The organism is Sulfitobacter sp. 1A13679 (assembly GCF_043557115.1).
GTDB classification, from domain to species: Bacteria; Pseudomonadota; Alphaproteobacteria; order Rhodobacterales; family Rhodobacteraceae; genus Sulfitobacter; species Sulfitobacter faviae.
The window spans coordinates 76,343-101,077 of record NZ_JBIFFO010000005.1; the positions used below are offsets into that span (position 1 = coordinate 76,343).

At 62.9% G+C, this 24,735-nt stretch carries 26 protein-coding genes; 20 read left to right on the plus strand and 6 right to left on the minus strand.

Annotation, left to right across the window (positions count from 1 at the left end; translation table 11 throughout):
- Positions 1-67: 67 nt before the first annotated feature.
- The 13 genes from pyrH to lpxB all read left to right on the plus strand — a co-directional run bounded on the left by pyrH (position 68) and on the right by lpxB (position 12,315).
- A complete protein-coding gene (gene pyrH / locus ACGYLA_RS05765; protein ID WP_067261559.1) occupies positions 68-793 on the plus strand; it encodes a UMP kinase in 726 nt (241 codons plus the stop codon).
- Between the two features lie 173 nt (positions 794-966).
- Positions 967-1,533, plus strand: coding sequence for a ribosome recycling factor (gene frr, locus ACGYLA_RS05770; protein ID WP_067261561.1), 567 nt, complete (start codon positions 967-969; stop codon positions 1,531-1,533).
- Between the two features lie 48 nt (positions 1,534-1,581).
- Positions 1,582-2,319 carry a polyprenyl diphosphate synthase gene (uppS, locus tag ACGYLA_RS05775; RefSeq protein ID WP_067261562.1) on the plus strand — a complete coding sequence of 246 codons (738 nt, stop codon included), beginning with the start codon at positions 1,582-1,584 and terminating at the stop codon, positions 2,317-2,319.
- Positions 2,320-2,330: 11 nt separating this feature from the next.
- On the plus strand, positions 2,331-3,122 hold the full coding sequence (locus ACGYLA_RS05780; RefSeq protein WP_067261564.1) for a phosphatidate cytidylyltransferase: 792 nt from the start codon (positions 2,331-2,333) through the stop codon (positions 3,120-3,122).
- 6 nt (positions 3,123-3,128) lie between these two features.
- A complete protein-coding gene (gene dxr / locus ACGYLA_RS05785) occupies positions 3,129-4,304 on the plus strand; it encodes a 1-deoxy-D-xylulose-5-phosphate reductoisomerase (RefSeq protein WP_394431018.1) in 1,176 nt (391 codons plus the stop codon).
- Positions 4,305-4,317: 13 nt separating this feature from the next.
- Positions 4,318-5,661 carry an RIP metalloprotease RseP gene (gene rseP / locus ACGYLA_RS05790; protein WP_394431020.1) on the plus strand — a complete coding sequence of 448 codons (1,344 nt, stop codon included), beginning with the start codon at positions 4,318-4,320 and terminating at the stop codon, positions 5,659-5,661.
- Between the two features lie 136 nt (positions 5,662-5,797).
- A complete protein-coding gene (locus tag ACGYLA_RS05795) occupies positions 5,798-5,923 on the plus strand; it encodes a hypothetical protein (RefSeq protein ID WP_269451576.1) in 126 nt (41 codons plus the stop codon).
- A 193-nt stretch (positions 5,924-6,116) separates the two neighbouring features.
- Positions 6,117-8,450 carry an outer membrane protein assembly factor BamA gene (gene bamA, locus ACGYLA_RS05800; RefSeq protein WP_394431022.1) on the plus strand — a complete coding sequence of 778 codons (2,334 nt, stop codon included), beginning with the start codon at positions 6,117-6,119 and terminating at the stop codon, positions 8,448-8,450.
- Positions 8,451-8,454: 4 nt separating this feature from the next.
- Entirely contained in the window at positions 8,455-9,039 is a 585-nt protein-coding gene (locus ACGYLA_RS05805; protein ID WP_394431024.1) for an OmpH family outer membrane protein, read from the plus strand.
- Between the two features lie 81 nt (positions 9,040-9,120).
- Positions 9,121-9,591 carry a 3-hydroxyacyl-ACP dehydratase FabZ gene (fabZ, locus tag ACGYLA_RS05810; RefSeq protein WP_067264885.1) on the plus strand — a complete coding sequence of 157 codons (471 nt, stop codon included), beginning with the start codon at positions 9,121-9,123 and terminating at the stop codon, positions 9,589-9,591.
- Entirely contained in the window at positions 9,588-10,370 is a 783-nt protein-coding gene (gene lpxA / locus ACGYLA_RS05815) for an acyl-ACP--UDP-N-acetylglucosamine O-acyltransferase (RefSeq protein WP_394431026.1), read from the plus strand. Before fabZ ends, lpxA begins: the two co-directional genes overlap by 4 nt.
- The gene (locus ACGYLA_RS05820) at positions 10,367-11,167 is read left to right on the plus strand and encodes an LpxI family protein (protein ID WP_394431028.1); all 801 of its coding nucleotides are present in this window, start codon (positions 10,367-10,369) and stop codon (positions 11,165-11,167) included. The genes lpxA and ACGYLA_RS05820 overlap by 4 nt, the downstream gene beginning before the upstream one ends.
- On the plus strand, positions 11,164-12,315 hold the full coding sequence (gene lpxB / locus ACGYLA_RS05825) for a lipid-A-disaccharide synthase (RefSeq protein WP_394431030.1): 1,152 nt from the start codon (positions 11,164-11,166) through the stop codon (positions 12,313-12,315). The genes ACGYLA_RS05820 and lpxB overlap by 4 nt, the downstream gene beginning before the upstream one ends.
- Positions 12,316-12,321: 6 nt before the next feature.
- Here the strand turns inward: lpxB and mnmA are convergent, their stop codons facing one another.
- Positions 12,322-13,464 carry a tRNA 2-thiouridine(34) synthase MnmA gene (gene mnmA / locus ACGYLA_RS05830; protein WP_394431032.1) on the minus strand — a complete coding sequence of 381 codons (1,143 nt, stop codon included), beginning with the start codon at positions 13,462-13,464 and terminating at the stop codon, positions 12,322-12,324.
- 120 nt (positions 13,465-13,584) lie between these two features.
- Here mnmA and ACGYLA_RS05835 point away from each other — a divergent pair, with 120 nt between their 5' ends.
- The 5 genes from ACGYLA_RS05835 to ACGYLA_RS05855 all read left to right on the plus strand — a co-directional run bounded on the left by ACGYLA_RS05835 (position 13,585) and on the right by ACGYLA_RS05855 (position 19,203).
- Positions 13,585-13,863, plus strand: coding sequence for a DUF1153 domain-containing protein (locus ACGYLA_RS05835; RefSeq protein WP_067266163.1), 279 nt, complete (start codon positions 13,585-13,587; stop codon positions 13,861-13,863).
- 95 nt (positions 13,864-13,958) lie between these two features.
- Positions 13,959-14,666, plus strand: a complete 708-nt coding sequence (gene ctrA, locus ACGYLA_RS05840) for a response regulator transcription factor CtrA (RefSeq protein WP_136720308.1) — start codon at positions 13,959-13,961, stop codon at positions 14,664-14,666.
- Between the two features lie 101 nt (positions 14,667-14,767).
- Complete coding sequence (gene ligA, locus ACGYLA_RS05845) at positions 14,768-16,888, plus strand: NAD-dependent DNA ligase LigA (RefSeq protein WP_394431034.1); 2,121 nt, start codon at positions 14,768-14,770, stop codon at positions 16,886-16,888.
- The gene (gene recG / locus ACGYLA_RS05850; RefSeq protein WP_394431036.1) at positions 16,885-18,975 is read left to right on the plus strand and encodes an ATP-dependent DNA helicase RecG; all 2,091 of its coding nucleotides are present in this window, start codon (positions 16,885-16,887) and stop codon (positions 18,973-18,975) included. The genes ligA and recG overlap by 4 nt, the downstream gene beginning before the upstream one ends.
- Positions 18,976-19,074: 99 nt before the next feature.
- Positions 19,075-19,203: a hypothetical protein gene (locus ACGYLA_RS05855; RefSeq protein WP_269451604.1), complete on the plus strand. Its 129-nt coding sequence runs from the start codon at positions 19,075-19,077 to the stop codon at positions 19,201-19,203.
- A 193-nt stretch (positions 19,204-19,396) separates the two neighbouring features.
- Here ACGYLA_RS05855 and ACGYLA_RS05860 read toward each other — a convergent pair whose 3' ends face one another.
- A complete protein-coding gene (locus ACGYLA_RS05860) occupies positions 19,397-19,858 on the minus strand; it encodes an iron-sulfur cluster assembly scaffold protein (RefSeq protein ID WP_394431038.1) in 462 nt (153 codons plus the stop codon).
- Between the two features lie 75 nt (positions 19,859-19,933).
- Between ACGYLA_RS05860 and hisI the strand changes: the two genes are divergently transcribed.
- The gene (gene hisI, locus ACGYLA_RS05865) at positions 19,934-20,293 is read left to right on the plus strand and encodes a phosphoribosyl-AMP cyclohydrolase (protein ID WP_209218889.1); all 360 of its coding nucleotides are present in this window, start codon (positions 19,934-19,936) and stop codon (positions 20,291-20,293) included.
- Between the two features lie 9 nt (positions 20,294-20,302).
- Here the strand turns inward: hisI and gluQRS are convergent, their stop codons facing one another.
- From gluQRS to ACGYLA_RS05885, 4 genes are all read right to left on the minus strand, one after another.
- A complete protein-coding gene (gene gluQRS, locus ACGYLA_RS05870) occupies positions 20,303-21,160 on the minus strand; it encodes a tRNA glutamyl-Q(34) synthetase GluQRS (protein WP_394431040.1) in 858 nt (285 codons plus the stop codon).
- The gene (locus ACGYLA_RS05875) at positions 21,157-21,771 is read right to left on the minus strand and encodes a class I SAM-dependent DNA methyltransferase (RefSeq protein ID WP_394431043.1); all 615 of its coding nucleotides are present in this window, start codon (positions 21,769-21,771) and stop codon (positions 21,157-21,159) included. The genes gluQRS and ACGYLA_RS05875 overlap by 4 nt, the downstream gene beginning before the upstream one ends.
- A gap of 54 nt (positions 21,772-21,825) precedes the next feature.
- On the minus strand, positions 21,826-23,166 hold the full coding sequence (gene trmFO / locus ACGYLA_RS05880) for a methylenetetrahydrofolate--tRNA-(uracil(54)-C(5))-methyltransferase (FADH(2)-oxidizing) TrmFO (RefSeq protein ID WP_271693628.1): 1,341 nt from the start codon (positions 23,164-23,166) through the stop codon (positions 21,826-21,828).
- 249 nt (positions 23,167-23,415) lie between these two features.
- Positions 23,416-24,201, minus strand: coding sequence for an enoyl-CoA hydratase (locus ACGYLA_RS05885; protein WP_394431045.1), 786 nt, complete (start codon positions 24,199-24,201; stop codon positions 23,416-23,418).
- A 58-nt stretch (positions 24,202-24,259) separates the two neighbouring features.
- Between ACGYLA_RS05885 and ACGYLA_RS05890 the strand changes: the two genes are divergently transcribed.
- Positions 24,260-24,688, plus strand: a complete 429-nt coding sequence (locus tag ACGYLA_RS05890) for a PaaI family thioesterase (RefSeq protein ID WP_209218884.1) — start codon at positions 24,260-24,262, stop codon at positions 24,686-24,688.
- Positions 24,689-24,735 lie beyond the last annotated feature (47 nt).

The window sequence follows — 24,735 nt, forward strand, 5'->3', positions numbered from 1 at the left end:
AATGAAAACCCTTCACCGCCGCAAGGCTTAAATCTCCCCCGGTTGGTGAAATAGTAAGGTGTGCCCGATGTCCCAAGACACCCCCCAAGTCTCCTTTAACCGCGTGATGCTAAAGATTTCCGGGGAGGCGCTGATGGGTGACCTCGGCTATGGTCTGCATCCGCCAACCGTCGAACGCATCGCCCGTGAGGTGCAATCGGTGCACAGTCTGGGCGTTGAGATCTGCATGGTGATCGGCGGCGGCAACATCTTCCGCGGGCTGCAAGGCTCGGCGCAGGGGATGGAGCGGACCACGGCGGATTACATGGGGATGCTCGCCACCGTGATGAACGCGCTGGCGATGCAATCGGCGCTCGAAGGCTTGGGCATCCACACCCGCGTGATCAGCGCCATCACCATGAACGAAGTGGCCGAGCCCTATATCCGCCGCCGCGCCGTGCGCCACCTTGAGAAGAAGCGGGTCTGCATTTTTGCCGCGGGCACCGGCAACCCCTATTTCACCACCGACACCGCCGCGACCCTGCGCGCCAATGAGATGTCCTGCGAGGCGATCTTCAAGGGCACCAAGGTCGACGGTGTCTATGACAAGGACCCGGCCAAGTTCGACGATGCGAAACGCTATGATCTGGTGAGCTATGACGACGTGCTGCAAAAGCGGCTGGGGGTGATGGACGCCTCTGCCATCGCGCTGGCGCGGGACAACAACCTGCCGATCATCGTCTTCTCGCTGGATGAACCGGGCGGCTTCCAAGGTATCTTGGCGGGGCAGGGCACCTATACCCGCGTCGGGTAATTCCGCCCGCATTCCACGGCATCGCCCCACGGCGGGGCGATTGACCTGATGCTGCCCGCGTCCCTCACAACAGGGGCGCGGGGCGCGTATGGTGGCGCAACAATGGGCAGTTGTGAAAGCGCCGCGCCACCGTTAGAAAGCCGTAACGCAAGGAAACAACAAGCAGGCTCGCCATGTCAGACGAATTTATGCTCGATACCGATGATCTTGAACGGCGGATGAACGGCGCGATTGCGTCGCTTCGGACCGAGTTCGCATCGCTGCGCACGGGGCGTGGCTCGGCCTCCATGCTGGAGCCGGTGATGGTCGAGGCTTATGGCCAGATGACCCCGGTGAACCAAGTCGGCACCGTCAACGTGCCCGAGCCGCGCATGGTCACGATCAACGTCTGGGACAAGGGTCTCGTCGGCAAGGTCGAGAAGGCCATCCGCGAGAGCGGACTGGGCATCAATCCGCAGCTTAACGGCACCATCATCATGCTGCCGATCCCCGAGCTTAACGAAGAGCGCCGGACCCAGTTGACCAAGGTCGCAGGCCAATATGCCGAACATGCGCGCGTCTCGATCCGCAACATCCGCCGCGACGGGATGGACCAGATCAAGAAAGCCAAGAACGACGGCGCCATGTCCGAGGACGACCAGAAAATCTGGGAAGGCGAAGTGCAGGATCTGACCAACCGTTTCATTACGCTCATCGATGAGCAGCTTGAGACGAAACAGGCCGAAATCATGCAAGTCTGACCCCGCCGAGACGCAGGGAAACAGAACTTGAAAGAAAAAGGTCGAGACATGAGCACCGCCGAAATTCAGCCCCAAACGATACCCGGCGGGCCACGCCATGTGGCGATCATCATGGACGGCAATGGCCGTTGGGCCACCCAACGCGGGCGGCCCCGGCTTTTTGGGCATCATGCCGGGGCCAAACGCGTGCGCGAGATCGTCGAATGCTGCCCCGATGTGGGGGTCGAGTATCTGACGATCTTTGCCTTCTCGACCGAGAATTGGAAGCGTACGCAGGTCGAAGTGGCGGGGCTTATGTCCCTGTTTCGGCGCTATATTTCAAAGGAAATGCGCAGCCTCAGCGACTATGGCGCGCGGGTGCGGTTCATTGGGGATCGTGACCGGCTGGATGACAAGCTGATCAAGCTCATGGGAGAGCTTGAGGCCCATACCGCCCATAACACCCGCATCAATCTGACGATCGCGCTCAATTATGGCGGCCGCGATGAGGTGGCCCGCGCCACGCACCGCTTGGCCCAAGATGTCGCCAGCGGCAAGCTCGACCCCGACAGCGTGGACGAAGAGACCCTGCCGCGCTACCTCGATACCCATGTGTTGCCCGACCCCGATCTGGTGATCCGCACCAGCGGCGAGGCGCGGATTTCGAACTTTCTGCTGTGGCAGTCGGCCTATGCGGAATATGAGTTCATCGACACGCTGTGGCCGGATTTCACCCGCGAGGAATTCGCCCGGCTCTGCGCCGCCTATGGCGGGCGTGACAGGCGGTTCGGTGCGGTCAAGACCTGAGGAGAGCTGCGATGAAATCACCTGAACAATGGTCCGACCTACGCGCCCGCATGCTGTCGGCCAGCGCGATGATCCTGATCGGTCTTTTGGGCATCTGGTTGGGCGGCACCGTCTTTCATCTGCTGGTGGCGCTGATCTGCGGCATGATGGTCTGGGAATTGGTCGGCATGCTGCGCGGGCAGGGGCAGGCGGCGGCTTGGCAATTGGGGCTGGTGACCGCGGCGGCGGTGCTGGCATCGGTCTATCTGCCGGTGGGCTTTGGCCTGCCGCTTTTGCTGGCCCCGGCGCTGGCGGGCTTCGCGCTATTGAGCGCCAATCGCACGCTTTACATGAGTTTTACCGCGCTAATCCTGCTGGCGGGCTTTGGTCTGATCCAGCTGCGCGATGACATGGGTTTTGGCTGGTTGATGTGGCTGGTGCTGGTGGTCGTGGTGACCGATGTGGTGGGCTATTTCGCAGGCCGCGCCATCGGAGGGCCCAAATTCTGGCCCAAGGTCAGCCCCAAGAAAACATGGTCTGGCACCGCCTCGGGCTGGGTCGGGGCGGCTGTTGTCGGGCTGATTTTCTCGTTCAACACGGGCTTTGGCCTGCAACTCGTCGGCATCTCGGTGGCCCTGTCGATGGCCTCTCAGATGGGCGATATGGCGGAGTCGGGCATGAAGCGAAAGATGGGCGTCAAAGACAGCTCGGCGCTGATCCCCGGCCATGGCGGTCTGTTGGACCGTTTTGACGGGATGCTGGGCGCTGCCGTCTTTTTGCTGATCGTCGGGCCGCTGATCGGTTTCCCGCCGGGTGTGAATTGACCCGCTATGCCGCGCAAGATTTCGATACTGGGGGCGACCGGCTCTATCGGTCAGAACACGATTGACCTGATCCGCCGCGCGCCCGACGCCTATGAGGTCGTGGCCCTGACCGGCGCGGGCAATATCGCGCAATTGGCCAAGGATGCCATTGCGCTGAAGGCGGATGTGGCCGTCACCGCGCGTGAAGACCTGCTGGATGATCTGCGCGATGCGCTCAGCGGCAGCGGTGTCGAAGCCGCAGCGGGGGCCGAGGCGATCACCGAGGCCGCCTCGCGCCCGGCGGATTGGACCATGTCGGCGATCATCGGCGCGGCGGGGCTGGCACCGGGGCTGGCGGCGCTGCGCCAAGGTGGCACGCTGGCCCTGGCCAATAAGGAATCGCTGGTTTGCGCCGGGGCGTTGATCATGGGCGAGGCCGTACGCCACGGTGCCACGATCCTGCCCGTGGACAGTGAGCATTCCGCTGTGTTTCAGGCGCTGGTCGGCGAAGACATGGCCGCGGTTGAGCGTGTCATCATCACCGCCAGCGGCGGCGCGTTTCGCGATTGGCCGCTCGAAGACCTTGCCCATGCGACGCTCGACCAAGCCTCAAGCCATCCCAATTGGGACATGGGGCAGCGCATCACCATCGACTCGGCGTCGATGTTTAACAAGGCGATGGAAGTCATTGAGACGCGTGAGTTTTTCGGCGTCTCGCCCGAGGCGATCGAGGTGCTGGTGCATCCGCAGTCGATGATCCATGCGCTGGTAGGTTTCTGCGACGGTGGGCTGATGGCCCATGTCGGCCCCGCGGATATGCGCCATGCCATTGGCTATGCGCTGCACCACCCCGCGCGCGGGCATCTCCCGGTCGAGCGGTTGGACCTGACCAAGATCGGACGTTTCGATTTCACCGCCCCCGATGACGCCCGCTGGCCCGCGCTGCGGCTCGCGCGCGACGTCATGGCGGCGGGCGGTCTGATGGGCGCGGTCTTTAACGCGGCCAAGGAAGTGGCGCTTGATGGTTTCATCGACGGACGGCTGCGCTTCACGCAGATGGCCGAGATCGTCGAAGAGGTGCTGGAGCGCCGCGCCGAAGAGGCCGCGCAGGGCCGCGACGACGTGACACTTGAACTGGTGGCGCAGGCGGACCATCTCGCACGCAAGGCGGCAGAGGCCGCAATTCAGAAAAGGGCAGGGTAGCACGTTGGACATCATGGGATTTTTGCCGGAGTTCGGCGGGCTGATCTGGACGATACTGGCCTTTGTCGTGGCGCTGTCGGTGATCGTGGCGATCCACGAATACGGGCATTACATCGTTGGCCGTTGGACCGGGATCAAGGCGGATGTCTTCAGTCTCGGCTTCGGCCCCGTGCTCTTTTCCCGCGTCGACAGGCGCGGCACGCGCTGGCAGTTCGCGCTGCTGCCCTTTGGCGGCTATGTGAAATTCGCAGGCGATTCCAATGCGGCATCCGGCAAGGATGAAACCGCGATGGAAGCGCTGGCCGACGACCCCGAGGCGCTGCGCCACACGATGCACGGCGCGCCGCTCTATGCCCGCGCGCTGACCGTGGCGGCGGGGCCGGTGTTCAACTTTGCCCTGTCGATCATCATCTTCTTCGCCGTGGCGATGACGGCGGGCACCGCCCGTGATCCGCTGACCGTGGGCGAGCTGCGCGCACTGCCGAGTGACGCCTATGAGTTGGCTCCGGGCGATATTCTGCGCGCGGTCGAAGGCACCCCGGTGCCCTCGCTCTCTGCCGGGGAAGGCTATGGCGATTTCCTGACCAATCTGCCGCAGGAAGCGGTTCTGAGCTATGACGTCACCCGCGATGGCGAAGAGCTAACCGTGCCTGGCCCATATCTGATGCCGCCGCTGGTCAGCAACGTCGCCCCGCAATCGGCGGCGCAAGAGGCTGGTCTGCGCAGCGGCGATGTGATCACCGCCGTGAATGGGCAAGAGATCGTGGCCTTTGGGGAATTGAAAGAGGTGGTCGAAGCCTCCGAAGGGGCCCCGCAGGAGTTGACCGTCTGGCGCGATGGCGAGAGCTTGCCTTTCACTCTTGTCCCCAAAGCCACGGATGAGCCGCAGCCCGATGGCAGTTTCAAACAAAACCTGCGCATTGGCATCGTCGGCGGCATGGCCTTCGTGCCTGCGACCGATACCCCCGGCGTGGGTGAGGCGCTCGGCACCGGTTTGGACAACACTTGGCGCATCATCACCGGCTCGATCTCGGGTCTGCGTGAGATGATCGTGGGCAATATCAGCACCTGCAACCTCAGTGGCCCGGTGGGCATCGCCCAAACCTCGGGCGCGATGGCGAGCCAAGGGGCGCAGTCCTTCATCTATTTCATCGCGGTGCTGAGCACAGCGGTCGGTCTGCTGAACCTCTTCCCGATCCCGGCCTTGGACGGTGGGCATCTGGTGTTCTACGCCTATGAGGCGGTGACCGGCAAACCGCCCAGCGATGGCGCGCTGCGCTTTTTGATGAGCATTGGCATCGCCTTGGTGCTGACCCTGATGCTCTTTGCGCTTGGCAATGATCTGTTCTGCCCCTAAACGGCGCAGGGACAGCGAAAGAGAGCCTGCGCCTTGCCCTTCGGGGCAGGGCGCAATGCCTTCAAATGGCCACAATTGAACAAAATCGTGCCGCAATCTCTGGCTATGGTTCCCCTTCATCAAGAAGGAACCGAAGATGCACGTCTTGCAAGGAACATACCGCGGCCTGAGCCTGCTTTTGGACCTGAACTGGGACCGTGCGTTCTTTGGCGCGGCCATTGCCGCGGCGCTTTCCGCCGGGGCCTTTGTCGCCTCTCTCTGACCGCTGCGAGCTGCCGGATCGGGCAGTTCCACACGATCTTGTCCCATCATGTCATTCCGGCCCAACTTGCCGCATGATATGGTATATTTTTCCCGCCGTTGCTTTTGACAAACCCCGTTAACCTGCGTAGTCAGGTTGACAACAATGTCGTAAAAAACGGGTCGGTGTAATGGGACTGAGGAACGAGGGCAGAATGCCCGTCGAATGGGCGCAGCGCAGCAATGTCGGCAAGACCCTTCGGGGGGCATCGCTTTGTGTCATGCTCTCTGTCGCGTGGCTCGTGCCCGGCAGCCAAGCGCAGGCGCAGCAATATCAGTTCAACACAGTCGTCATCGACGGCAATGAGCGGATTGGCGATAGCGCGATCTTGCGCCGCGCGGGCATCGGGCGCGGGCAGGCGGTGACGGGCGGTCAGTTGAACGACGCCTATCAGAACCTGCAAAACTCGGGCCTGTTCGAATCCGTCTCGCTTGAGCCGCAGGGCGGTACGCTGGTGATCACGGTGGTCGAACTGCCGACGCTGAACCGCGTCAGCTTTGAAGGCAATCGCCGCATCAAGGATGAAATGCTGGCCGAACTCATCGGCTCGACCGAACGGCGGGTGTTCAACCCCAGCCAAGCCGAGCAAGACGCCGCCGCCATTGCGGAGGCCTATAGCAACGAGGGGCGCCTGTCGGCCCGCGTGCAGCCGCGCATCATCCGCCGCGACCAGAACCGCGTCGATCTGGTGTTCGAGATTTTCGAAGGCGACAATGTCGAGATCGAGCGTCTGAGCTTTGTCGGCAACCGCGTCTATTCTGACCGCCGCCTGCGCCGCGTTCTGGGCACCAAACAGGCTGGTCTGTTCCGCCGCTTGGTCAAACGCGACACCTATGTCGAAGGCCGCGTCGAGGCCGACAAACAGTTGCTGCGGGATTTCTACCTCTCGCGCGGCTATGTCGATATGCGCACTGAAGCGGTCAACGCCGAGTTGACCGAAGAGCGTGATGGCGTCTTTGTGGCCTATAACATCACCGAGGGGCAGCAGTTCCGTTTCGGCGAGGTGACGCTGGAATCCGAAGTGCCCGGCCTGAATGCGGCGGCCTATCGCGACCTGCTCAAGATCCGCCCTGGCGTGATCTATTCCCCGACCCTGATCGAGAATGACATCGCCCGGATCGAGCGCCAAGCGATCCGTGATGGTGTCGATTTCCTGCGCGTCGAGCCGGTGATCGACCGCAATGACCGCGATCTGTCGCTTAACGTCACCTACAAACTCTCCCGTGGGGAGCGCATCTTTGTCGAGCGGATCGACATCGAAGGCAACACCACCACGCTCGACCGTGTGATCCGGCGCGAGTTCGACAGCGTGGAGGGTGACCCCTTCAACCCGCGCGAAATCCGCCAAGCAGCGGAACGCATCCGCGCGTTGCAGTATTTCGAGACGGCAGAGGTTAACGCCCGCCAAGGCTCCAGCCCCGAGCAGGTCGTGATCGACGTGGATGTGGAGGAACAACCCACAGGCTCGCTGAACTTCGGCGGCTCCTTCTCTAACAATGACGGTTTCGGTGTGGCGGTCAGCTTCCAAGAGGAAAACTTCCTCGGGCGTGGTCAGCGGTTGAACCTGTCGATCTCCACTGCCGAGGATGCGACGCGCTATGGCGTGACCTTCGTCGAGCCGCGCTTCCTTGGGCGTGACGTGGCGCTTGGTCTCAAGCTGGATTACGCGGAAACCAATTCCTCCTACACTAGCTATGACACCGAACGTCTGGTCTTCCAGCCCAGCCTGACCTTCCCGGTTAGCGAGAATGGCCGTCTGTCGACGCGCTATACCCTCGAAGGGATCGAAATGCTGGAGCGGGACGACGAAGACAACAGCGCGACCATCGCGAATGAAATCGACGAGGGCGCGCTCTTCTCCTCCTCCGTTGGCTATACCTATACCTACGACACCCGCCGCAGCGGGCTGGACCCGACACAGGGCGTTCTGTTCGAGTTCGGACAGGACTTTGCCGGGCTTGGCGGGGACAACGAATATATCAAGACCACGGCCAAGGTCGCGGGCGAGAAGCGCATCTTTAACGAGGAAGTCACCCTGCGTGCCACGCTCGAAGGCGGTGCGCTGTCTTGGAACAGCGGCACCAACCGTGCGGTTGACCGCTTTATCCTCGGCCCGTCGATCATGCGCGGCTTTGAGCCGGGCGGCATCGGCCCGCGTGATCAGAGCAACGGGGTGGACGACGCGCTTGGCGGTAACCTTTTTGCCGTGGCCCGTTTCGAGGCGGAGTTCCCGCTGGGCCTGCCTGAGGAATATGGCATCACCGGCGGCGTCTTCTACGACGTGGGCAACCTGTGGGATCTGAGCGATGTGGACACCTCAGGCGGCACCATCGTCGGCGAAAGCGGTTCGTTCCGTCATGTGATCGGCGTCTCGGTCTTCTGGGACACGCCGCTTGGCCCGCTTCAGTTCAACGTCTCCGACGCGCTGAAGAAAGAGAGCTTTGACAAAGAGCAGAGCTTTGAGGTCACCCTGCGGACCACGTTCTAAGCCCATGCGCCGCGCCTTCATCCCCTTGGTGATGATGCTGGCCGGGGCCGCCCCCGGCCTTGCGCAGCAGGGGCCCTTGGCAGACCCACAGACAAACACGCCCGCCCCGGCGCGGGGCGGCGTGATCAGCCCGGTGCTGACAATCGATTCCGAACGCCTGTTCCGCGACAGTGCCTTTGGCCAGCGCGTCAGCCGCGAGATCGAAGCCCAGAGCGATGAGCTTGCCGCCGAGAACCGCGAGATCGAAGCGGCGCTTGAGGCGGAGGAACGCGAACTCACCGAAAAACGCTCTCAGCTGAAACCGGCGCAGTTCCGGCTTTTGGCCGATGCTTTTGACGAAAAGGTGCAGCGCACAAGGGCAGAGCAGGCGGCGAAGAACCGGGCGCTGAGCGAGGCGCTCGACCTTGAGCGGGAACGGTTTCTGGCCGCTGCGGCCCCGGTGCTTGAACAGTTGATGCGCAATTCCGACGCGGCGGTCATTCTGGAGCGGCGTCGGCTCTTTGTCTCGTCCTCCGCGATTGAGGTCACGGATGAGGCGATTGCGCTTTTGGACGAGACGATCGGCAGCGGGCTGACGGACGCCGAGTAAGCGCCGCCCCCGCCGGGATGCTTGCCCCCAGCCGTCCGAATTGGTAGCCCTTCGGCAACCTTCTGAGACAAAGGACAGTCCATGACCGAAGAGCTGCTGCGCGCCGATATCCAAATGATCCAGCGCATCCTGCCGCACCGCTATCCCTTTTTGCTGGTCGACAAGGTCGAAGAGATCGCGGGCACCGAGAGTGCTGTCGGCTACAAGAACGTCACCATGAACGAGCCGCATTTTCAGGGCCATTTCCCCGGCACGCCGATCATGCCGGGCGTGACGATTGTGGAGGCAATGGCCCAGACTGCGGGTGTGATGGTGGGCACGGCCCTCGGCATGCAGGACCGCGACATGCTGATCTATTTCATGTCCATCGACAAATGTAAGTTCCGCCGCAAGGTTGGCCCCGGCGATGTGCTGCGGATGGACCTCAAGACCCTGCGCGGCAAGCCGGGTGCGAAGATCTGGAAGTTCGGCGGCGTGGCCACCGTTGAGGGTGAAATGGCCGCCGAGGCCGAGTTCATGGCGATGTTGGACCTCCCGCAGGACGCGGCATGAGCAATATCCACCCCAGTGCCGTGATCGAAGAGGGCGCGCAGATCGACCCTTCGGCGCGCGTCGGCCCCTTCTGCATGGTCGGGCCCGAGGTCGTGTTGAAAGCGGATGTGGAACTGAAATCCCATGTCGTCGTCACTGGCCGGACCGAGGTCGGCGCGGGCACGGTGATCTTCTCTTTCGCGGTGATCGGTGAGATTCCGCAGGATCTGAAGTTCAAGGGCGAAGCCAGCCGTCTGGTCATCGGGGAGCGGAACCGCATCCGCGAACATGTCACCATGAACTGCGGCACCGAAGGTGGCGGCGGGGTGACCCGCGTCGGCGATGACGGACTCTTCATGGCCGGGTGCCACATCGCCCATGACGCCGTGGTCGGCAACCGGGTGATCGTGGTGAACAATGCCGCCGTGGCGGGGCATTGCGTGCTCGAAGATGACGTGATCATCGGCGGGCTGTCCGGCATCCACCAATGGGTACGGATCGGGCAGGGCGCGATCATTGGCGCGGTGACGATGGTGACCAACGACGTGATCCCCTACGGCCTTGTACAAGCGCCGCGCGGTGATCTGGACGGGCTGAACCTCGTTGGGCTGAAACGCGCGGGCGTGGCGCGCAGCGACATCACGGCGCTCAGGGCCGCCTTCCAGATGCTGGCGCAGGGCGAGGGGACATTTTCGGACCGGGCGCGGCGTTTGGGGGACGAGACCCAAAGCGATTACGTCCGCCAGATCGTCGATTTCGTCATGGCCGACACGGGCCGTCATTTCCTGACGCCGAAATGAGCCTTGCGCTGATCGCCGGGCGCGGCGGCCTGCCCGCGCGGGTGGCGGCGGCGCAGGACGTGCCGCCTTTGGTCTGCGCCTATGAGGGCTGCGCGCCCGATGGGCTGAAGGCCGATCTGACCTTCCGGTTGGAGACTTTGGGCAGCCTGCTTGCGCATCTTCTGGGCCTTGGCATCCGCGAGGTTTGCCTCTGCGGTGCGATTGACCGGCCTACGCTCGATCCTGCCAAGCTCGACATGCGCACGGCGCCCTTGGTGCCGCAGTTCAAGGCCGCCCTTGCGGCGGGCGACAATGGCGCGCTTGAGGTGATCAAGACGATTTTCGAAGATCATGGCCTGCGGGTGGTTGGCGCTGACGAACTGGTCCCGGACCTGCTGGCCGACAGCGGTGTGCTGTCCCGCGAGCTGCCCGACGGTCAGATACGCCGGGATGCGGCGCGCGGCACGGCGGTGCTGGACGGGTTGGCAAGCTTGGACATCGGGCAGGCCTGCGTGATCGGGCGCGAACAGGTCTATGGGGTCGAGACCATTGGGGGCACGGATCACCTGCTTGCGACCCTGCCAGAAGCGGTGCAGGGCGCGCGCGCAGTGCTCTGCAAAGGCCCGAAAACTGGCCAAATCCGTGAGATCGACCTGCCCACCATCGGCCCCGACACGCTGCGCGCCGCCCATGCGGCGGGGCTGGCGGGCGTGGTGGTCAAGGCGGGCGGCGTGATGTTGCTGGAGCGTGACGCCTGCGTGGCGCTGGCCGATGAACTAGGATTGGTGCTTTGGGTCCGAGAGGGGGACGCGGGATGAAGGTGTTCATTCTGGCAGGCGAGCCTTCGGGCGACCGGTTGGGCGGCGCGCTCATGGCGGGGCTGAAAGAGCTCTGCCCCGAGGTGACATTTGACGGCATCGGTGGGCCGCAGATGATGGCTGAGGGGCTGGAAAGCCGCTTTAATATGGATGAGCTTAGCGTCATGGGGCTGGCCGAGATCCTGCCGAAATACCGCGCGTTGATGGCCCGGATCAACGAGACGGCGCAGGCGGTGGTTGATACCAAACCGGATGTGCTGATCACCATCGACAGTCCGGATTTTTCGCTTCGCGTGGCGCGTAAGGTGAAAGAGCAATCCGACATCAGAACAGTGCATTACGTGGCCCCAACCGTCTGGGCATGGCGCCCCGGCAGGGCCGAGAAGATGGCCCGTTCCGTCGATCACGTCCTGGCGCTTTTCCCCTTCGAGCCGCCCTATATGGAAGCGGCGGGCATGGCCTGTGATTTCGTCGGCCACCCGGTGGTGGCCGAGCCTGTGGCCGATGACGCCGCCGCCGCGTCGTTCCGTGCCGAACACCGTCTCGCTGATGCGCCCTTGTTGCTTGCCTTGCCCGGTTCGCGCCGGGGGGAGGTCTCGCGGCTGGCGCCGGTGTTCCAGCAGGTCGTTGCGCGATTGGTCGAGGCCGAGCCGTCCTTGCGTGTCGTCGTCCCTGCGGCGGCCCCTGTGGCCGCCTTGGTCAAACAGGTCACGCGCAACTGGGCGGGCAACCCGCTGGTGCTGGATCCGCGCGACCAAAGCGTCGAGGCTTTCACCGCCAGCAAACGCGCCGCCTTCCGCGCGGCGGATGTGGCGCTTGCGGCCTCGGGCACCGTATCCCTGGAGCTTGCCGCGGTGAACACGCCGATGGTCATCGCTTATGACATGAATTGGATCAGCCGCCAGATCATCGGTCGGATGCTGCGGGTGGATACGGTGACGCTGGTCAACCTCGTCTCGGAAACCCGCGTGGTGCCGGAATTCATCGGCGCGAACTGCCGTCCCGGCCCGATTGCCGAAGGGGTTTTGCAAGTGCTGCGCGCGCCCGGCGCCCAGAAGGACGCCATGGCGCTGACGATGCAGCGTCTGGGGCAGGGGGGTGAGGCACCCGGCCTACGGGCCGCGCGGGCGGTGCTGGCGCGGCTGTAAGGGCTGTCAGCCGCGGTGAATCCAGCCGCCTCCAAAAATGCGCGTGCTTTCAGGATCATAGAAAACACAGGCCTGCCCGGGAGAGACGCCTTCCTCGGCGGTGAGTAGCTCGACCTCGGCCTCCGTCTCGCTGATCGGGCGCAGGATTGCATCGCGCGGTGGACGGGTAGAGCGCACCCGCACGGCAATATTCCATTCCGCCTGCGAGGTCAGGGGCGCATCGCCCAGCCAGTTGATCTCGCGCACCGGGATTTTGCGGGTGGCGAGCATGGATTTCGGACCGACGACAACCTCTTTCCGCTCAGGATCGAGCTTCACGACGTAGAGCGGATCAGCCAGACCACCGATGCCGAGGCCGCGGCGCTGGCCGATGGTGTAGTGGATCACGCCCTCGTGGCTGCCCAGCACATTGCCCTCGGTGTCGACGATATTGCCCGGATCAGCGGCCTCGGGGCGCAGCTTGCGGATCACGGCGGCGTAGTCGCCGTTCGGGACAAAGCAGATGTCTTGGCTGTCGGGCTTATCGGCGACCTCGAGCCCGTATTTCGCGGCCAGCTTGCGGGTGTCGTCCTTGCTGGGCAGATGGCCCAGCGGGAAGCGCAGGTAGGAAAGCTGCTCCTCCGTGGTGGAGAAGAGGAAATAGCTTTGGTCGCGGTTGCCATCCGCCGCGGCGTGCAACTCGGGGCCGTTGGGGCCCATCTTGCGTTGGATGTAGTGACCGGTGGCCATGCAGTCGGCCTCGAGGTCCTTGGCGGTCTCGAGCAGGTCCTTGAACTTCACCCGCTCGTTGCAGCGGATGCAGGGCACCGGCGTCGCACCGCCGAGGTAGCTGTCGGCAAACTCGTCAATCACGGCGTCCTTGAAGACGTTTTCATAGTCCAAGACGTAATGTGGGAAGCCCATCTCCTCGGCCACGCGGCGCGCATCCTGAATATCGACCCCCGCGCAGCAGGCGCCTTTCTTGGCCAGCGCCGCGCCGTGATCGTAAAGCTGTAGGGTGACGCCCACAACGTCATAGCCCTCGTCCTTGAGCATGGCCGCGACGACGGAACTGTCCACGCCGCCCGACATCGCCACAACGACGCGCGTATCGGCAGGCGCTTTGGCAAAGCCAAGCGAATTGAGCGGCGGGGTCTGATCAAGGGCCATGGGTCTCTCCGGAGTTTGTGCGCGAATATAGGAAAATCCTACCTAGTCACAAGGGCGGGCTTCACGCCGCGTTAAGGCAGGTGGGGGTTATTGGACGCCAAAACAATGGCGGATGATGCGATGTACCTGAAAAAAGTCGATGGGCCACGGTCTGTTACCCTCGCTGACGGGAGCGTGATGTCCCGCGCCGATTTGCCAAGCGCCGATACCCGCAGATGGGTCGCCTCGCGCAAGGCGGCGGTGGTGCGGGGGGTGGTCTATGGGCTGATCACCCAGTCCGAAGCGCTGGAGCGTTACGGCATCAGTGACGAAGAATTTATGGAGTGGTTACATGCGGTTACCGAACATGGGGAGGCGGCGCTGAAAGCCACGGCCTTGAAAAAATATAGACAACTTTAAGTTGTTAATCTATCCTGTCGAGTATCGGTAACGGGTAGTTAACCTTTTTTTGCTCAGGGTGAGCCCATCGTCCAAGATGAGCCGGAGTAACCGAAATGCGTGTATTGTTAGTTGAAGACGACCCAACGACCTCTCGCAGTATCGAACTGATGCTGACCCATGCGAATCTCAACGTCTACGCCACCGACCTGGGCGAAGAGGGAATCGATCTGGCCAAGCTTTACGATTATGATTTGATCCTGCTCGACCTCGATCTGCCGGATATGAACGGCCATGACGTGCTGCGCCAGTTGCGGCTCGCCCGGATCGAGACGCCGATCCTGATCCTCTCGGGCTCCGACGATACGGAAAATAAGCTGCGGGGCTTCGGCTTCGGCGCCGACGATTATTTGACGAAACCCTTTCATCGGGAGGAATTGGTCGCCCGGATCCATGCCATTATTCGGCGGTCCAAGGGGCATTCGCAATCCATCATCAAGACGGGCCAAGTGGCGGTGAACCTTGATGCCAAGACCGTCAGCGTGAACGATACCCCCGTGCATCTGACCGGCAAGGAATATCAGATGCTCGAACTCCTGAGCCTGCGGAAGGGCACGACCCTCACCAAGGAAATGTTTCTTAACCACCTCTATGGCGGCATGGATGAGCCTGAGTTGAAGATCATCGATGTCTTCATCTGCAAACTTCGCAAGAAGCTGAGCCAAGCCACCGGCGGGGAGAGCTATATCGAGACGGTCTGGGGCCGCGGCTATGTGCTGCGCGATCCTGACCCGGTTGAGATGGATTTGGCCGCCAGCGCCTGATCCCCCTCGGCCCCGGCTTGAAATCATTCGCCCTGAAATCGCTAGACCTGCCCCTGATCGCCACCTATCTAAGCGACAGATGACAATATCGGGGGCAGATCGTGACATCCCAGATCGAGGTTGAAGCGCTGACCAAAGCGCAGGCAGAGACGGAATTGGCCCGGCTGGCCGAGGTGCTAAGCGCGGCGAACACCGCCTATCATACGGAGGATGCACCGGAAATCTCCGATGCGGAATATGACGCGCTCAAACGCCGCAATGCCGAGATCGAAGCGCGTTTCCCGAACCTCAAGCGCGCCGATAGTCCCTCAGAACAGGTCGGCGCACCGGTCGCCCAAGGTTTTGGGAAGATACGCCATGCGGTGCCGATGCTCTCGCTCGCCAATGCTTTCGACGCCGAGGAAGTCACCGAATTCGACGCGCGGATCCGCAAATACCTCGGCCTCGGCGCCGATGCGCCGCTGGCCTATACGGCAGAGCCCAAGATCGACGGGCTGTCGCTTTCTCTGCGCTACGAGAACGGCGTGCTGGTCCAAGCCGCCACCCGCGGCGATGGCGCCGTGGGCGAGAATGTCACCGCGAACGCCCGCACGATCAAAGACATCCCGCAAGAGCTCAAGAACGCGCCCGATCTGCTGGAGGTGCGCGGCGAGGTCTATATGAGCCACGCCGATTTCGCGGCCTTGAACGCGCGGCAGGCGGAAAGGGGCGGCAAGACTTTCGCCAACCCGCGCAATGCCGCTGCCGGATCGCTGCGCCAATTAGACCCCGAAATCACCCGCGCACGGCCGCTGCGGTTCTACGCCTATGCCTGGGGCGCGCTTTCGGCCCCTTTGGCCAACACCCAAAAAGGCGCCATCGACCGTTTGGCGGAACTGGGGTTCTCGACCAACCCTTTGACCGCGCTTTGCGCGGGGCCGGGTGATATGGTCGCCCATTACGAGACGATCGAGGCGCAGCGCGCCACGCTTGGCTATGACATTGACGGCGTGGTCTACAAGGTCGATGACCTCGCCCTTCAGGACCGGATCGGGTTTCGCTCGACCACCCCGCGTTGGGCCGTGGCCCATAAATTTGCCGCCGAACTGGCATGGACCCGGCTTGAGAGCATCGACATTCAGGTCGGCCGCACCGGCGCATTGTCCCCCGTGGCGCGGTTGCAGCCGGTGACGGTGGGCGGTGTCGTCGTCTCCAATGCCACGCTGCACAATGAGGACTACATCAAAGGGCTCGACAGCAAGGGTGCCGAAATCCGCGGTGGCAAGGATGTGCGCGTCGGTGACTGGGTGCAAATTTACCGCGCGGGCGATGTGATCCCGAAAGTGGCCGATGTGGACCTCTCAAAACGCCCCGAGGATGCGGCGCCTTTCGTCTTTCCGACCACCTGCCCAGAATGCGGGTCGGATGCGATCCGCGAGCCGGGCGATGCGGTGCGCCGCTGCACCGGCGGGCTGATCTGCCCGGCCCAAGCCGTTGAAAAGCTGATCCATTTCGTGAGCCGCAAAGCCTTTGACATCGATGGCCTGGGCGCCAAACAGGTCGAACAATTCTACCACGACGGCTGGATTGCAGAGCCTGCGGATATTTTCACCCTGAAAGAGCGTTACGGCAGCGGCGTGCAGCAGTTGAAGAACCGCGAAGGCTGGGGGCCGAAATCGGCAGAAAACCTGTTCCAAGCCATTGAAGATCGGCGCGAAATCCCGATGGCGCGACTGATTTTTGCCCTCGGCATCCGCCATGTGGGCGAGGCGGCGTCGAACCTGATCGCGTTGCACTACGGCGATTGGCAGAGTTTCGAGGCCGCCATGGCCGAGGCGCGCGGGCTGGGCGGCCCGGCGTGGGACGATCTGATCGGCGTCGATGGGGTGGGCAGCGTCATGGCGGGCTCGCTCGTCTCGGCCTTCGCGCAAGAGGCGGAGCGCGCCTCCATCGACCGGCTGGTGGCGCATCTGACCGTGATTCCTGCCGAGCGGCCCGACACCGAAGGCAGCCCCGTGGCGGGCAAAACGGTCGTCTTCACCGGCACGTTGGAGAAGATGAGCCGTGCCGAGGCCAAGGCCCGGGCGGAGCGTTTGGGGGCCAAGGTTTCGGGCTCGGTCAGCGGCAAGACCGACATTCTGGTCGCGGGGCCGGGTGCGGGGTCCAAGGCCAAAAAGGCCGCCGAACTGGGGATCGAGACCTTGGATGAAGACGGCTGGCTGGCCCTGATCGACGGCCAATGAGCGGCAGACCGGAACAGCTTTTCCCGCTTTTCGCCGGGCTGGAAACGCTCGAAGGGGTGGGGCCTAAGACCGCGCAATTGCTGGGGCAATTGGGCATCCAAGCGCCGCGCGACCTGATCTTTACCCTGCCGCATGCCGGCATCGACCGCCGTTTGCGCGACAGCGTGAAGGACGCGCATCTGCCCGCGACATTGACCGTCGCGGTCACCATCGGCGCGCATCGCCCGGCCCGCAACAAGGGCGGCGCCTATCGCATCATGGTTGAGGACGCGCAGACCAGTTTTCAACTGGTCTATTTCCACGCGCGGGGTGATTACTGGCAACGCCAATTACCCGAAGGCAGCCGCCGCATCGTCTCGGGCCGGGTGGAGTTTTTCGACGGGATGGCGCAGATGGTCCACCCCGATTTCGCGGTGCCGGAGGATCAGGCCAGCAGCATTCCCGATTTTGAGCCGGTCTACCCGCTGACCTCCGGACTGACGCAGAAACTGATGTACAAGGCCACCCGCGGTGCGTTGAAAAGGCTGCCAGTGGTGGCCGAATGGGCCGATCCGGGGCAGGTGGCGCAGGCCGGCTGGCCCGATTTTGCCGCCGCCGCAGAGGCCGCCCATGATCCGCGGAAGGCCGAGGATCTGACCGCCACCGCGCCCGCGCGCGAGCGGTTGGCCTATGACGAGCTTTTCGCCCATCAGGTGACCTTGGCGCTGGCGCGACAGAATGAGCGGCGCAAGATGGGGCGGGCGAACCGGGGCGACGGGCGGCTGCAACAAAGGGTCCTGTCGTCCTTGCCCTATCGCCCCACCGGCGCGCAGCAGCGCGCCATCGAAGAGATCACCGCCGACATGGGCCGCGAGACCCGGATGAACCGGCTGTTGCAGGGTGATGTGGGGGCGGGCAAAACGCTGGTGGCTTTCATGGCGCTCTTGCGCGCGGTCGAAGCGGGCGGCCAAGCGGTGCTGATGGCGCCGACGGAAATCCTTGCCCGTCAGCACCTTATGGGGCTGCAACCGTTGGCGGAACAGGCGGGCGTTGTGCTGGAACTGCTCACCGGGCGCGACAAGGGGGGCGAGCGTCGGGCCAAGCTCGCGGCGCTGGAACGCGGCGATATTCAGATCCTCGTCGGCACCCATGCGGTCTTTCAGGCGGATGTCAGCTTTGCCGATCTGCGCCTCGCCGTGGTTGATGAACAGCACCGTTTCGGCGTGCGGCAGCGGCTGGAATTGGGCCGCAAGGGGAAGCTTGCCGATGTGCTTGTGATGACCGCTACGCCGATTCCGCGCAGTCTGGCGCTGGCGCAATACGGCGATATGGATGTGTCGATCCTCGACGAAAAGCCCCCCGGGCGGCAGCCCATTCGCACCGCGCTCGTCTCGACGTCACGGATGGATGAGGTTATCGACCGGATGCGCCATGCGATCAGCGAGGGGCGGCAATGCTACTGGGTATGTCCGCTGGTTGAGGAAAGCGAAGTCAGCGATCTCACCGCGGCGGAGGACCGGTTTAAGCGGCTGCGTGCGGCCTTGGGCGAAGGGATCGTCGGGTTGGTTCACGGCCAGATGCCACCTGCCGAGAAGGACGCGGCAATGCGCGCCTTCCAAGCGGGGGAGACCAAGGTGCTGGTGGCCACCACGGTGATCGAAGTGGGCGTCGACGTGCCCAATGCGACAATCATGGTGGTGGAACGGGCAGAAATTTTCGGCCTCGCGCAGCTGCACCAGTTGCGGGGCCGCGTCGGGCGGGGCTCAGGCGCCTCGACCTGCCTTTTGATGTATCAAGCGCCGCTGAGCGAGACGGGCCGCCAGCGGCTTGAGGTGCTGCGCGAATCCGAGGACGGGTTTGTCATCGCCGAAACCGACCTGAAGATGCGCGGCACGGGGGATCTGATTGGCACGGCGCAGTCCGGCGTGCCGCGTTTCCGCGTGGCGGATTTGGAGCGTCAGGCGGGGCTGATGGCGGTGGCGCAATCAGACGCTCGCAAGCTTTTGGTCGATGACCCCAGCCTCGAAGGGCCGCGCGGCAAGGCCGTGAGACTGCTTTTGTGGCTCATGCGGCAGGATGAAGCGATCCGTTTGATAACAGTGGGTTAGAGATCGAAACCTCATTATGTTCGCGGATGTTCTCAAAAAGTTCTTTACTTGCGGGTGAAGAAATGAGAACAAAGAAGCAACACAGATAAGGAGGTATTGATGATGACTTACACTGCCCTGAAATCTATCGCTGTCAGATCACAGGCCACATTGCTGCAAGATGCAGCAGGGGCCGCCGCTTTGATCGTGATGCTGGTGGTGGGTCTGCATCTGCCCGCCTTTATCTGAGTTCTGCCAAGGCTCTCATGCCGCTTTGCCGCTGCATCCGTCCCAATTTGATGCTCCGACTTGCCTGTCTGCGTCGGGTTTCGGCAAAGTGGGTCCCACATGAGGCATGCCGACTGACGCCGCCATCCTTCGCAGGATGTGCGGCGTTTTTTTTAGCTTTTCAGGGGGGAAGGCAGGCTGAGCTTGGCCGCGTTCAGCGTTCGCCCGCTTCGGCAGGTGCTTCGGCCTCTTGCATCGCTTCCGTCAATGCTTCGATGCTGAGCATGATGGAGGCATGGCGGTTTTTATAGGCCGTGGCGGGGGTTAGCACCTCGAAACCGTCGAAAGGGGCATCCGGCACCGGGCCTTCGCCCTTGAGCATGGCGCGCAGTTGATCGCGTGCGGTTGTGATCTGCGCAAGCGATCTGCCGGGGGCGGCATCGCCTACCACGGCGGCGGCGGCTTGCCCCAGAGCGCAGGCTTTCACGTCCTGCTTCATCTCGGCCAGATGCCCATTCTCAATCCGCACATCGACCGTCACGGTGGAGCCGCAGAGCGGCGAGCGGCGTTTCACACTGGCCTGAGGAGCCTCCATGCGGCCCAACTGGGGGATCTCGGCCGCGAGCGCGAGAATGCGCGCGGAGTAGAGCTTGATGAGGTCCGTCTCATCCGACATGGGCTGTTCCTTTTCGTGCTGAAACCCTACATAAGCGCCGCAGAGACAGATGCAAATATTTCCACGAGGTGCCCGATGACATTTGATCCTGCTAGCCTTCAGTTCAACGAAGCGGGGTTGATCCCGGCCATTGCGCAGGACGCCGAGACCCATGAGGTGCTCATGCTGGCGTGGATGAATGCGGAGAGCATCGCGCGCAGCCTCGAGACCGGCAAGGTCACCTATTGGAGCCGTTCGCGGCAGGCGTTCTGGGTGAAGGGCGAAACCAGCGGCAATGTGCAAAAGCTGGTCGAAATGCGTGTCGATTGTGACCGGGACTGCCTGTTGGTGATGGTGGATCAGACCGGGCCGGCCTGTCACACCGGGCGGCGGAGCTGCTTTTACACCGGCATTCAGGACGGTGAAGAGGTCGAACTGATGAAGCCGATGGATTAAGACCGTGCGCTAAAGCCCGACGATTTTACGAATTTCGCCGGGCGTGGCGCCGTTCTCGCGATAGAGCGCGATGGCGCGGGCGTCATCACGTTTGGCCAGTCTCTTGCCGCTGTCATCGCGGATCAGACGGTGGTGGTGATACAGCGGCGTCGGCAGATCGAGCAATGCCTGTAGCACCACATGAATGTAGGTCGCTTCAAACAGATCGGCCCCGCGCGGGACCAGCGTCACCCCCTGCGCGGCGTCGTCGAGCACGACCGAAAGGTGATAGGACGTGCCCATGTCGCGGCGGGCCAAGACCACATCCCCGACCGCGCCGATCAACTCATCAGGGGAGAGGGTGATCTTCCCAGTTTCGGCATTCGGCCCCTGGCCGTTTTCGGTGAAGCTTAGCTTGGTATTGCCAAGGGTTTCCAGTGCCTTACGCATATCGAGGCGCAGCGCGCCAGAGACTTTGGAGTGGCGTGCCGTGCGGCAGGTGCCGGGGTAGATGAGGCCATCGGGGCCGTAGACGGGTTCTGCTCCCTCTTGCGGCGCGCTGGTGGCAGCGGTAATGTCGCGCCGGTTGCAGGTGCAAGCATAGAGCAGGCCGCGCGACCAGAGGGCATCTAGGGCGGCTTGATAGGCCGCCATTCGATCCGATTGCCGCATGACGGGTTGCGGCCAGTCGATGCCCAGCCATGCGAGGTCTTCGTAGATCTGCGCCTCCCACTGAGCGCGCGCGCGGGATTGGTCGATGTCTTCAATCCGCAGCAGAAAATCGCCCCCAGCGGCCTTTGCAAGATCATGGGCCAAGAGTGCGGAAAAGGCGTGGCCGAGGTGCAGAGGTCCGGTCGGGGATGGTGCGAATCTGGTGGTAAGAGTCAATTCTTTTCAATCAGATATACGGTAGACTTCATGTCGATCCCGGGCAGGTGCGGCCCTTCCTCGGCAAAGAGAAGGATCGCCGCGCCGCAATCGGTCCATTCGTGGATCATGCCTAAAGCACCGCGATCTTCCAGCGCCTTTTCATTAAGTGAAAATAGGAGCTTACCGCCCTTTTCTAACCCATGCATCAGCGTATCGAAGAGGCTGATGGGGGCCGCACCGGGGCCGATCACGCCGATGGCACTGATCGCTGCATAAGCCCCGGGCGCAAAGGGAAGTGGCGCGTCAACTTCGAGTTCTAATAGGTTGCGGTATATGTCTTTTTTGCGCGCTTGCTCCAGCATGGCGGCGGAAACGTCGCCGCCGTCGATGGTGGTGAAACCCGCCTGTTTTAGCGCCGCGCCGGACAGCCCGGTGCCGCAGCCGATGTCGAAGATCGGCAGGTCTTTGTCGTCGAGGAATTCTGCGAGCGTGGCAGCGGCGCGGTCGGGCGTGGCATAGCCCTGCGCCTTGATGTCCTCGTCATAGCTGCTTGCCCATTCGTCATAGAGGCTGCGGATCACATGCGTGTCCCGCGCCGCATAGGCCTTGTCAAAAAAATGCTGTGTCATGCCCCTAGGATATGGGGGATGAGCAGGAGGATCCAGTGTTAACCCCCCGTCGCGTTAACCTTGATTAAGCCATGTTTGCCAATCGGCCTTGGCGCGGTCGGTATAGGCTTTGTAACGGTCCTTGCGGCCACGGCGGCCCGATTTCAGCCCTTCGACCGGGGGGAAGAGGCCGAAGTTCACGTTCATCGGCTGGAAGGTTTTTGCCTCGGCCCCGCCCGTGATGTGGGTGATCAGCGCGCCCATGGCGGTGCTGTCGGGCGGGGTGGGCAGGCTGCCGCCCTTGATTTCGGCGGCGGCCATACGGCCCGCCAGCAGGCCCATGGCGGCGCTTTCGACATAGCCTTCGACGCCGGTGATCTGACCCGCAAAGCGGATATTGTCGCGGCTGCGCAGGCGCATCTGGTCGTCGAGCAGTGTCGGCGAGTTAATGAAGGAGTTCCGGTGAATGCCGCCCAAACGGGCGAAGCGCGCGTTCTCCAGTCCCGGAATGCGTTTGAAAACATCTGTTTGCGCGCCGTACTTCATCTTGGTCTGGAAGCCGACGATATTGTAAAGCGTGCCCAGTTTGTTGTCGCGGCGCAGCTGCACCACGGCATGGGCCTTGACCTCGGGCTGGTGCGGGTTGGTCAGCCCCACGGGTTTCATCGGGCCGTGGCGCAGGGTTTCGCGGCCTCGTTCGGCCATCACTTCGATGGGCAGGCAGCCGTCAAAATAGCCCGCGGTTTCGCCCTCGCGGAACTCGGTCTTTTCGGCGGCCAAAAGCGCGTCGATGAAATCCTCGTATTGCTCCTTGTCCATCGGGCAGTTGAGGTAGGCGGTGCGCTCTTCTTCGGTCTCGCCCTTGTCATAGCGTGACTGCATCCAGGCTTTGGACATGTCGATGCTGTCAAAATAGACGATGGGCGCGATGGCGTCGAAAAAGGCCAGCGCCTCGGCGCCGGTTTCAGCCGCGATGGCTTCGGCGAGCTTGCCCGAGGTCAGCGGACCGGTGGCGATGATCCATTTGCCGTCGCGCGGCAGTTCGGTGATTTCGCCATATTCTACGGTGATATTGGGGTGGGCGAGCAGCGTGTCTGTGACGCTTTGCGCGAAGGGGTCGCGGTCCACCGCCAATGCGCCGCCTGCGGGCAGGCGGTTCTTGTCGGCGCAGGCCATGATCAGCCCGTTGGCGGCACGCATTTCCCAATGCAGCAGGCCGACGGCGTTTTGCTCGTCATCATCCGAGCGGAAGGAGTTGGAGCAGACCATCTCGCCCAGAAGCCCGGTTTGGTGGGCGAAGGTTTCAACCTTGGGGCGCATTTCGTGGATCACGACCTTCACGCCCGCGTTCGCCGCTTGCCAAGCTGCCTCTGATCCGGCCATGCCGCCGCCGATGATATGCAATGTATCTGTCATGGAGGCGATGTAGGGCAGGGCAGCGCCGCACGCAACAGGCAAGAAGGGGCGATGAGGCTGCGGAAGAAGAATGGTTTTGGGGTCGCCGCGGCGGGAATGGTCGGTCAGTGAGAGGCTGACCCGGAGGGACCTTCCGCCTGCGGCGACCCAAAATCATCAGGGTTTCTATGCCCTAACATAACTATGCCGTGATTTCGCCAGATTTGCCAGCCCCCGCATGGCAACAAAGGCTGGCGGTTTTGGAAACAATCATTGGGACCAATCGGGGCGGCGTTTTTCCAAGAAGGCGTCGATGCCCTCGCGTGTTTCTGCCTCAAGCATGTTGCGGACCATGACCTCACCAGTGAAGGCGTAGGCTTGTTCGCTGGGCATCTGCATTTGTTGATAGAAGGCGCCTTTGCCATGGGCGATGGCGGTGCCGAGTTTGGCGGCGATCTTCTCGGCCAGTGCGTCGGTCTCTTGGGCCAGTTGGTCGCCCGGCACGGCGCGGTTGATCAGGCCCAGTTCAGCAGCGCGGGGGGCGGAGATGAACTCTCCGGTGGTGAGCATCTCAAACGCCTGTTTGTGCGGGATGTTGCGGGTCAGGGCGACCATGGGGGTCGAGCAGAAGAGCCCGATGTTCACGCCGTTGACGCCAAAGCGGCAGTCATCCGCGGCGATGGCCAGATCGCAGGTGGCGACAAGCTGACAGCCCGCGGCGGTGGCGATTCCATGCACTTGGGCGATGACGGGCTGCGGCAGGCTTTGGATGCGGGCCATCAGGGCGGCGCAGCGGTCGAAAAGGTCTTTGAAACCTGCCGCGCCCCCGTCTTCGGCTTGGCGCATGGCGGTCATTTGGCGCAGGTCGTGGCCCGCGCAGAAGGCTTTGCCAGCGCCGGAAAGGACGATGACCCGCGTGGCGCGGTCTTGGGCCAATTGGTCGAAGCGCGCGTGCAGGGCGGCCAGCATTTCGTCCGACAGGGCGTTCAGCCGTTCGGGGGCGTTCATGCGCAGGTGGGTCACCGGCCCGCGTGCCGTAACGTCAAGAATTGCCACCTTGCCCTCCCCGGTTGATCACGCCAACGTTACGCCGAGGACAGCAGGGAGGACAAGTATGGCCGTGGTGATGGATGCGGAGGCGTTGGAAGCCTTCATGCGGGAGGTGTTCGATCAGGTGGCGGATGATTTCGCCGTGGATCATGTGGCCGAGAACGAGATCACCATGCGCCTGTTGACCAGCCGCCGCCATCTGCGGCCCGGAGGGACTGTTTCAGGCCCATCGATGTTCGCGCTGGCGGATGTTTCGGCTTATCTGGTGACGCTGGCGATGATCGGGCCTAAGGCGCTGGCGGTAACGACGAATTGCTCGATTGATTTTATGCGCAAACCGCTGGCGGATGTGCCGCTGGTGGCCCATGCCAAGCTGCTGAAGCTGGGGCGGCAGCTGTCGGTGACGGATGTGTTGATATATTCCGAAGGGTCGGACAAGCCGGTGGCGCGGGCCGGGCTAACCTATGCGATTCCGCCAGCGTCGATGGGGTGAGGGGCGGAGTTTAGGGTCAGCGCCTGACCGTGGGGTGGCGATTGCGA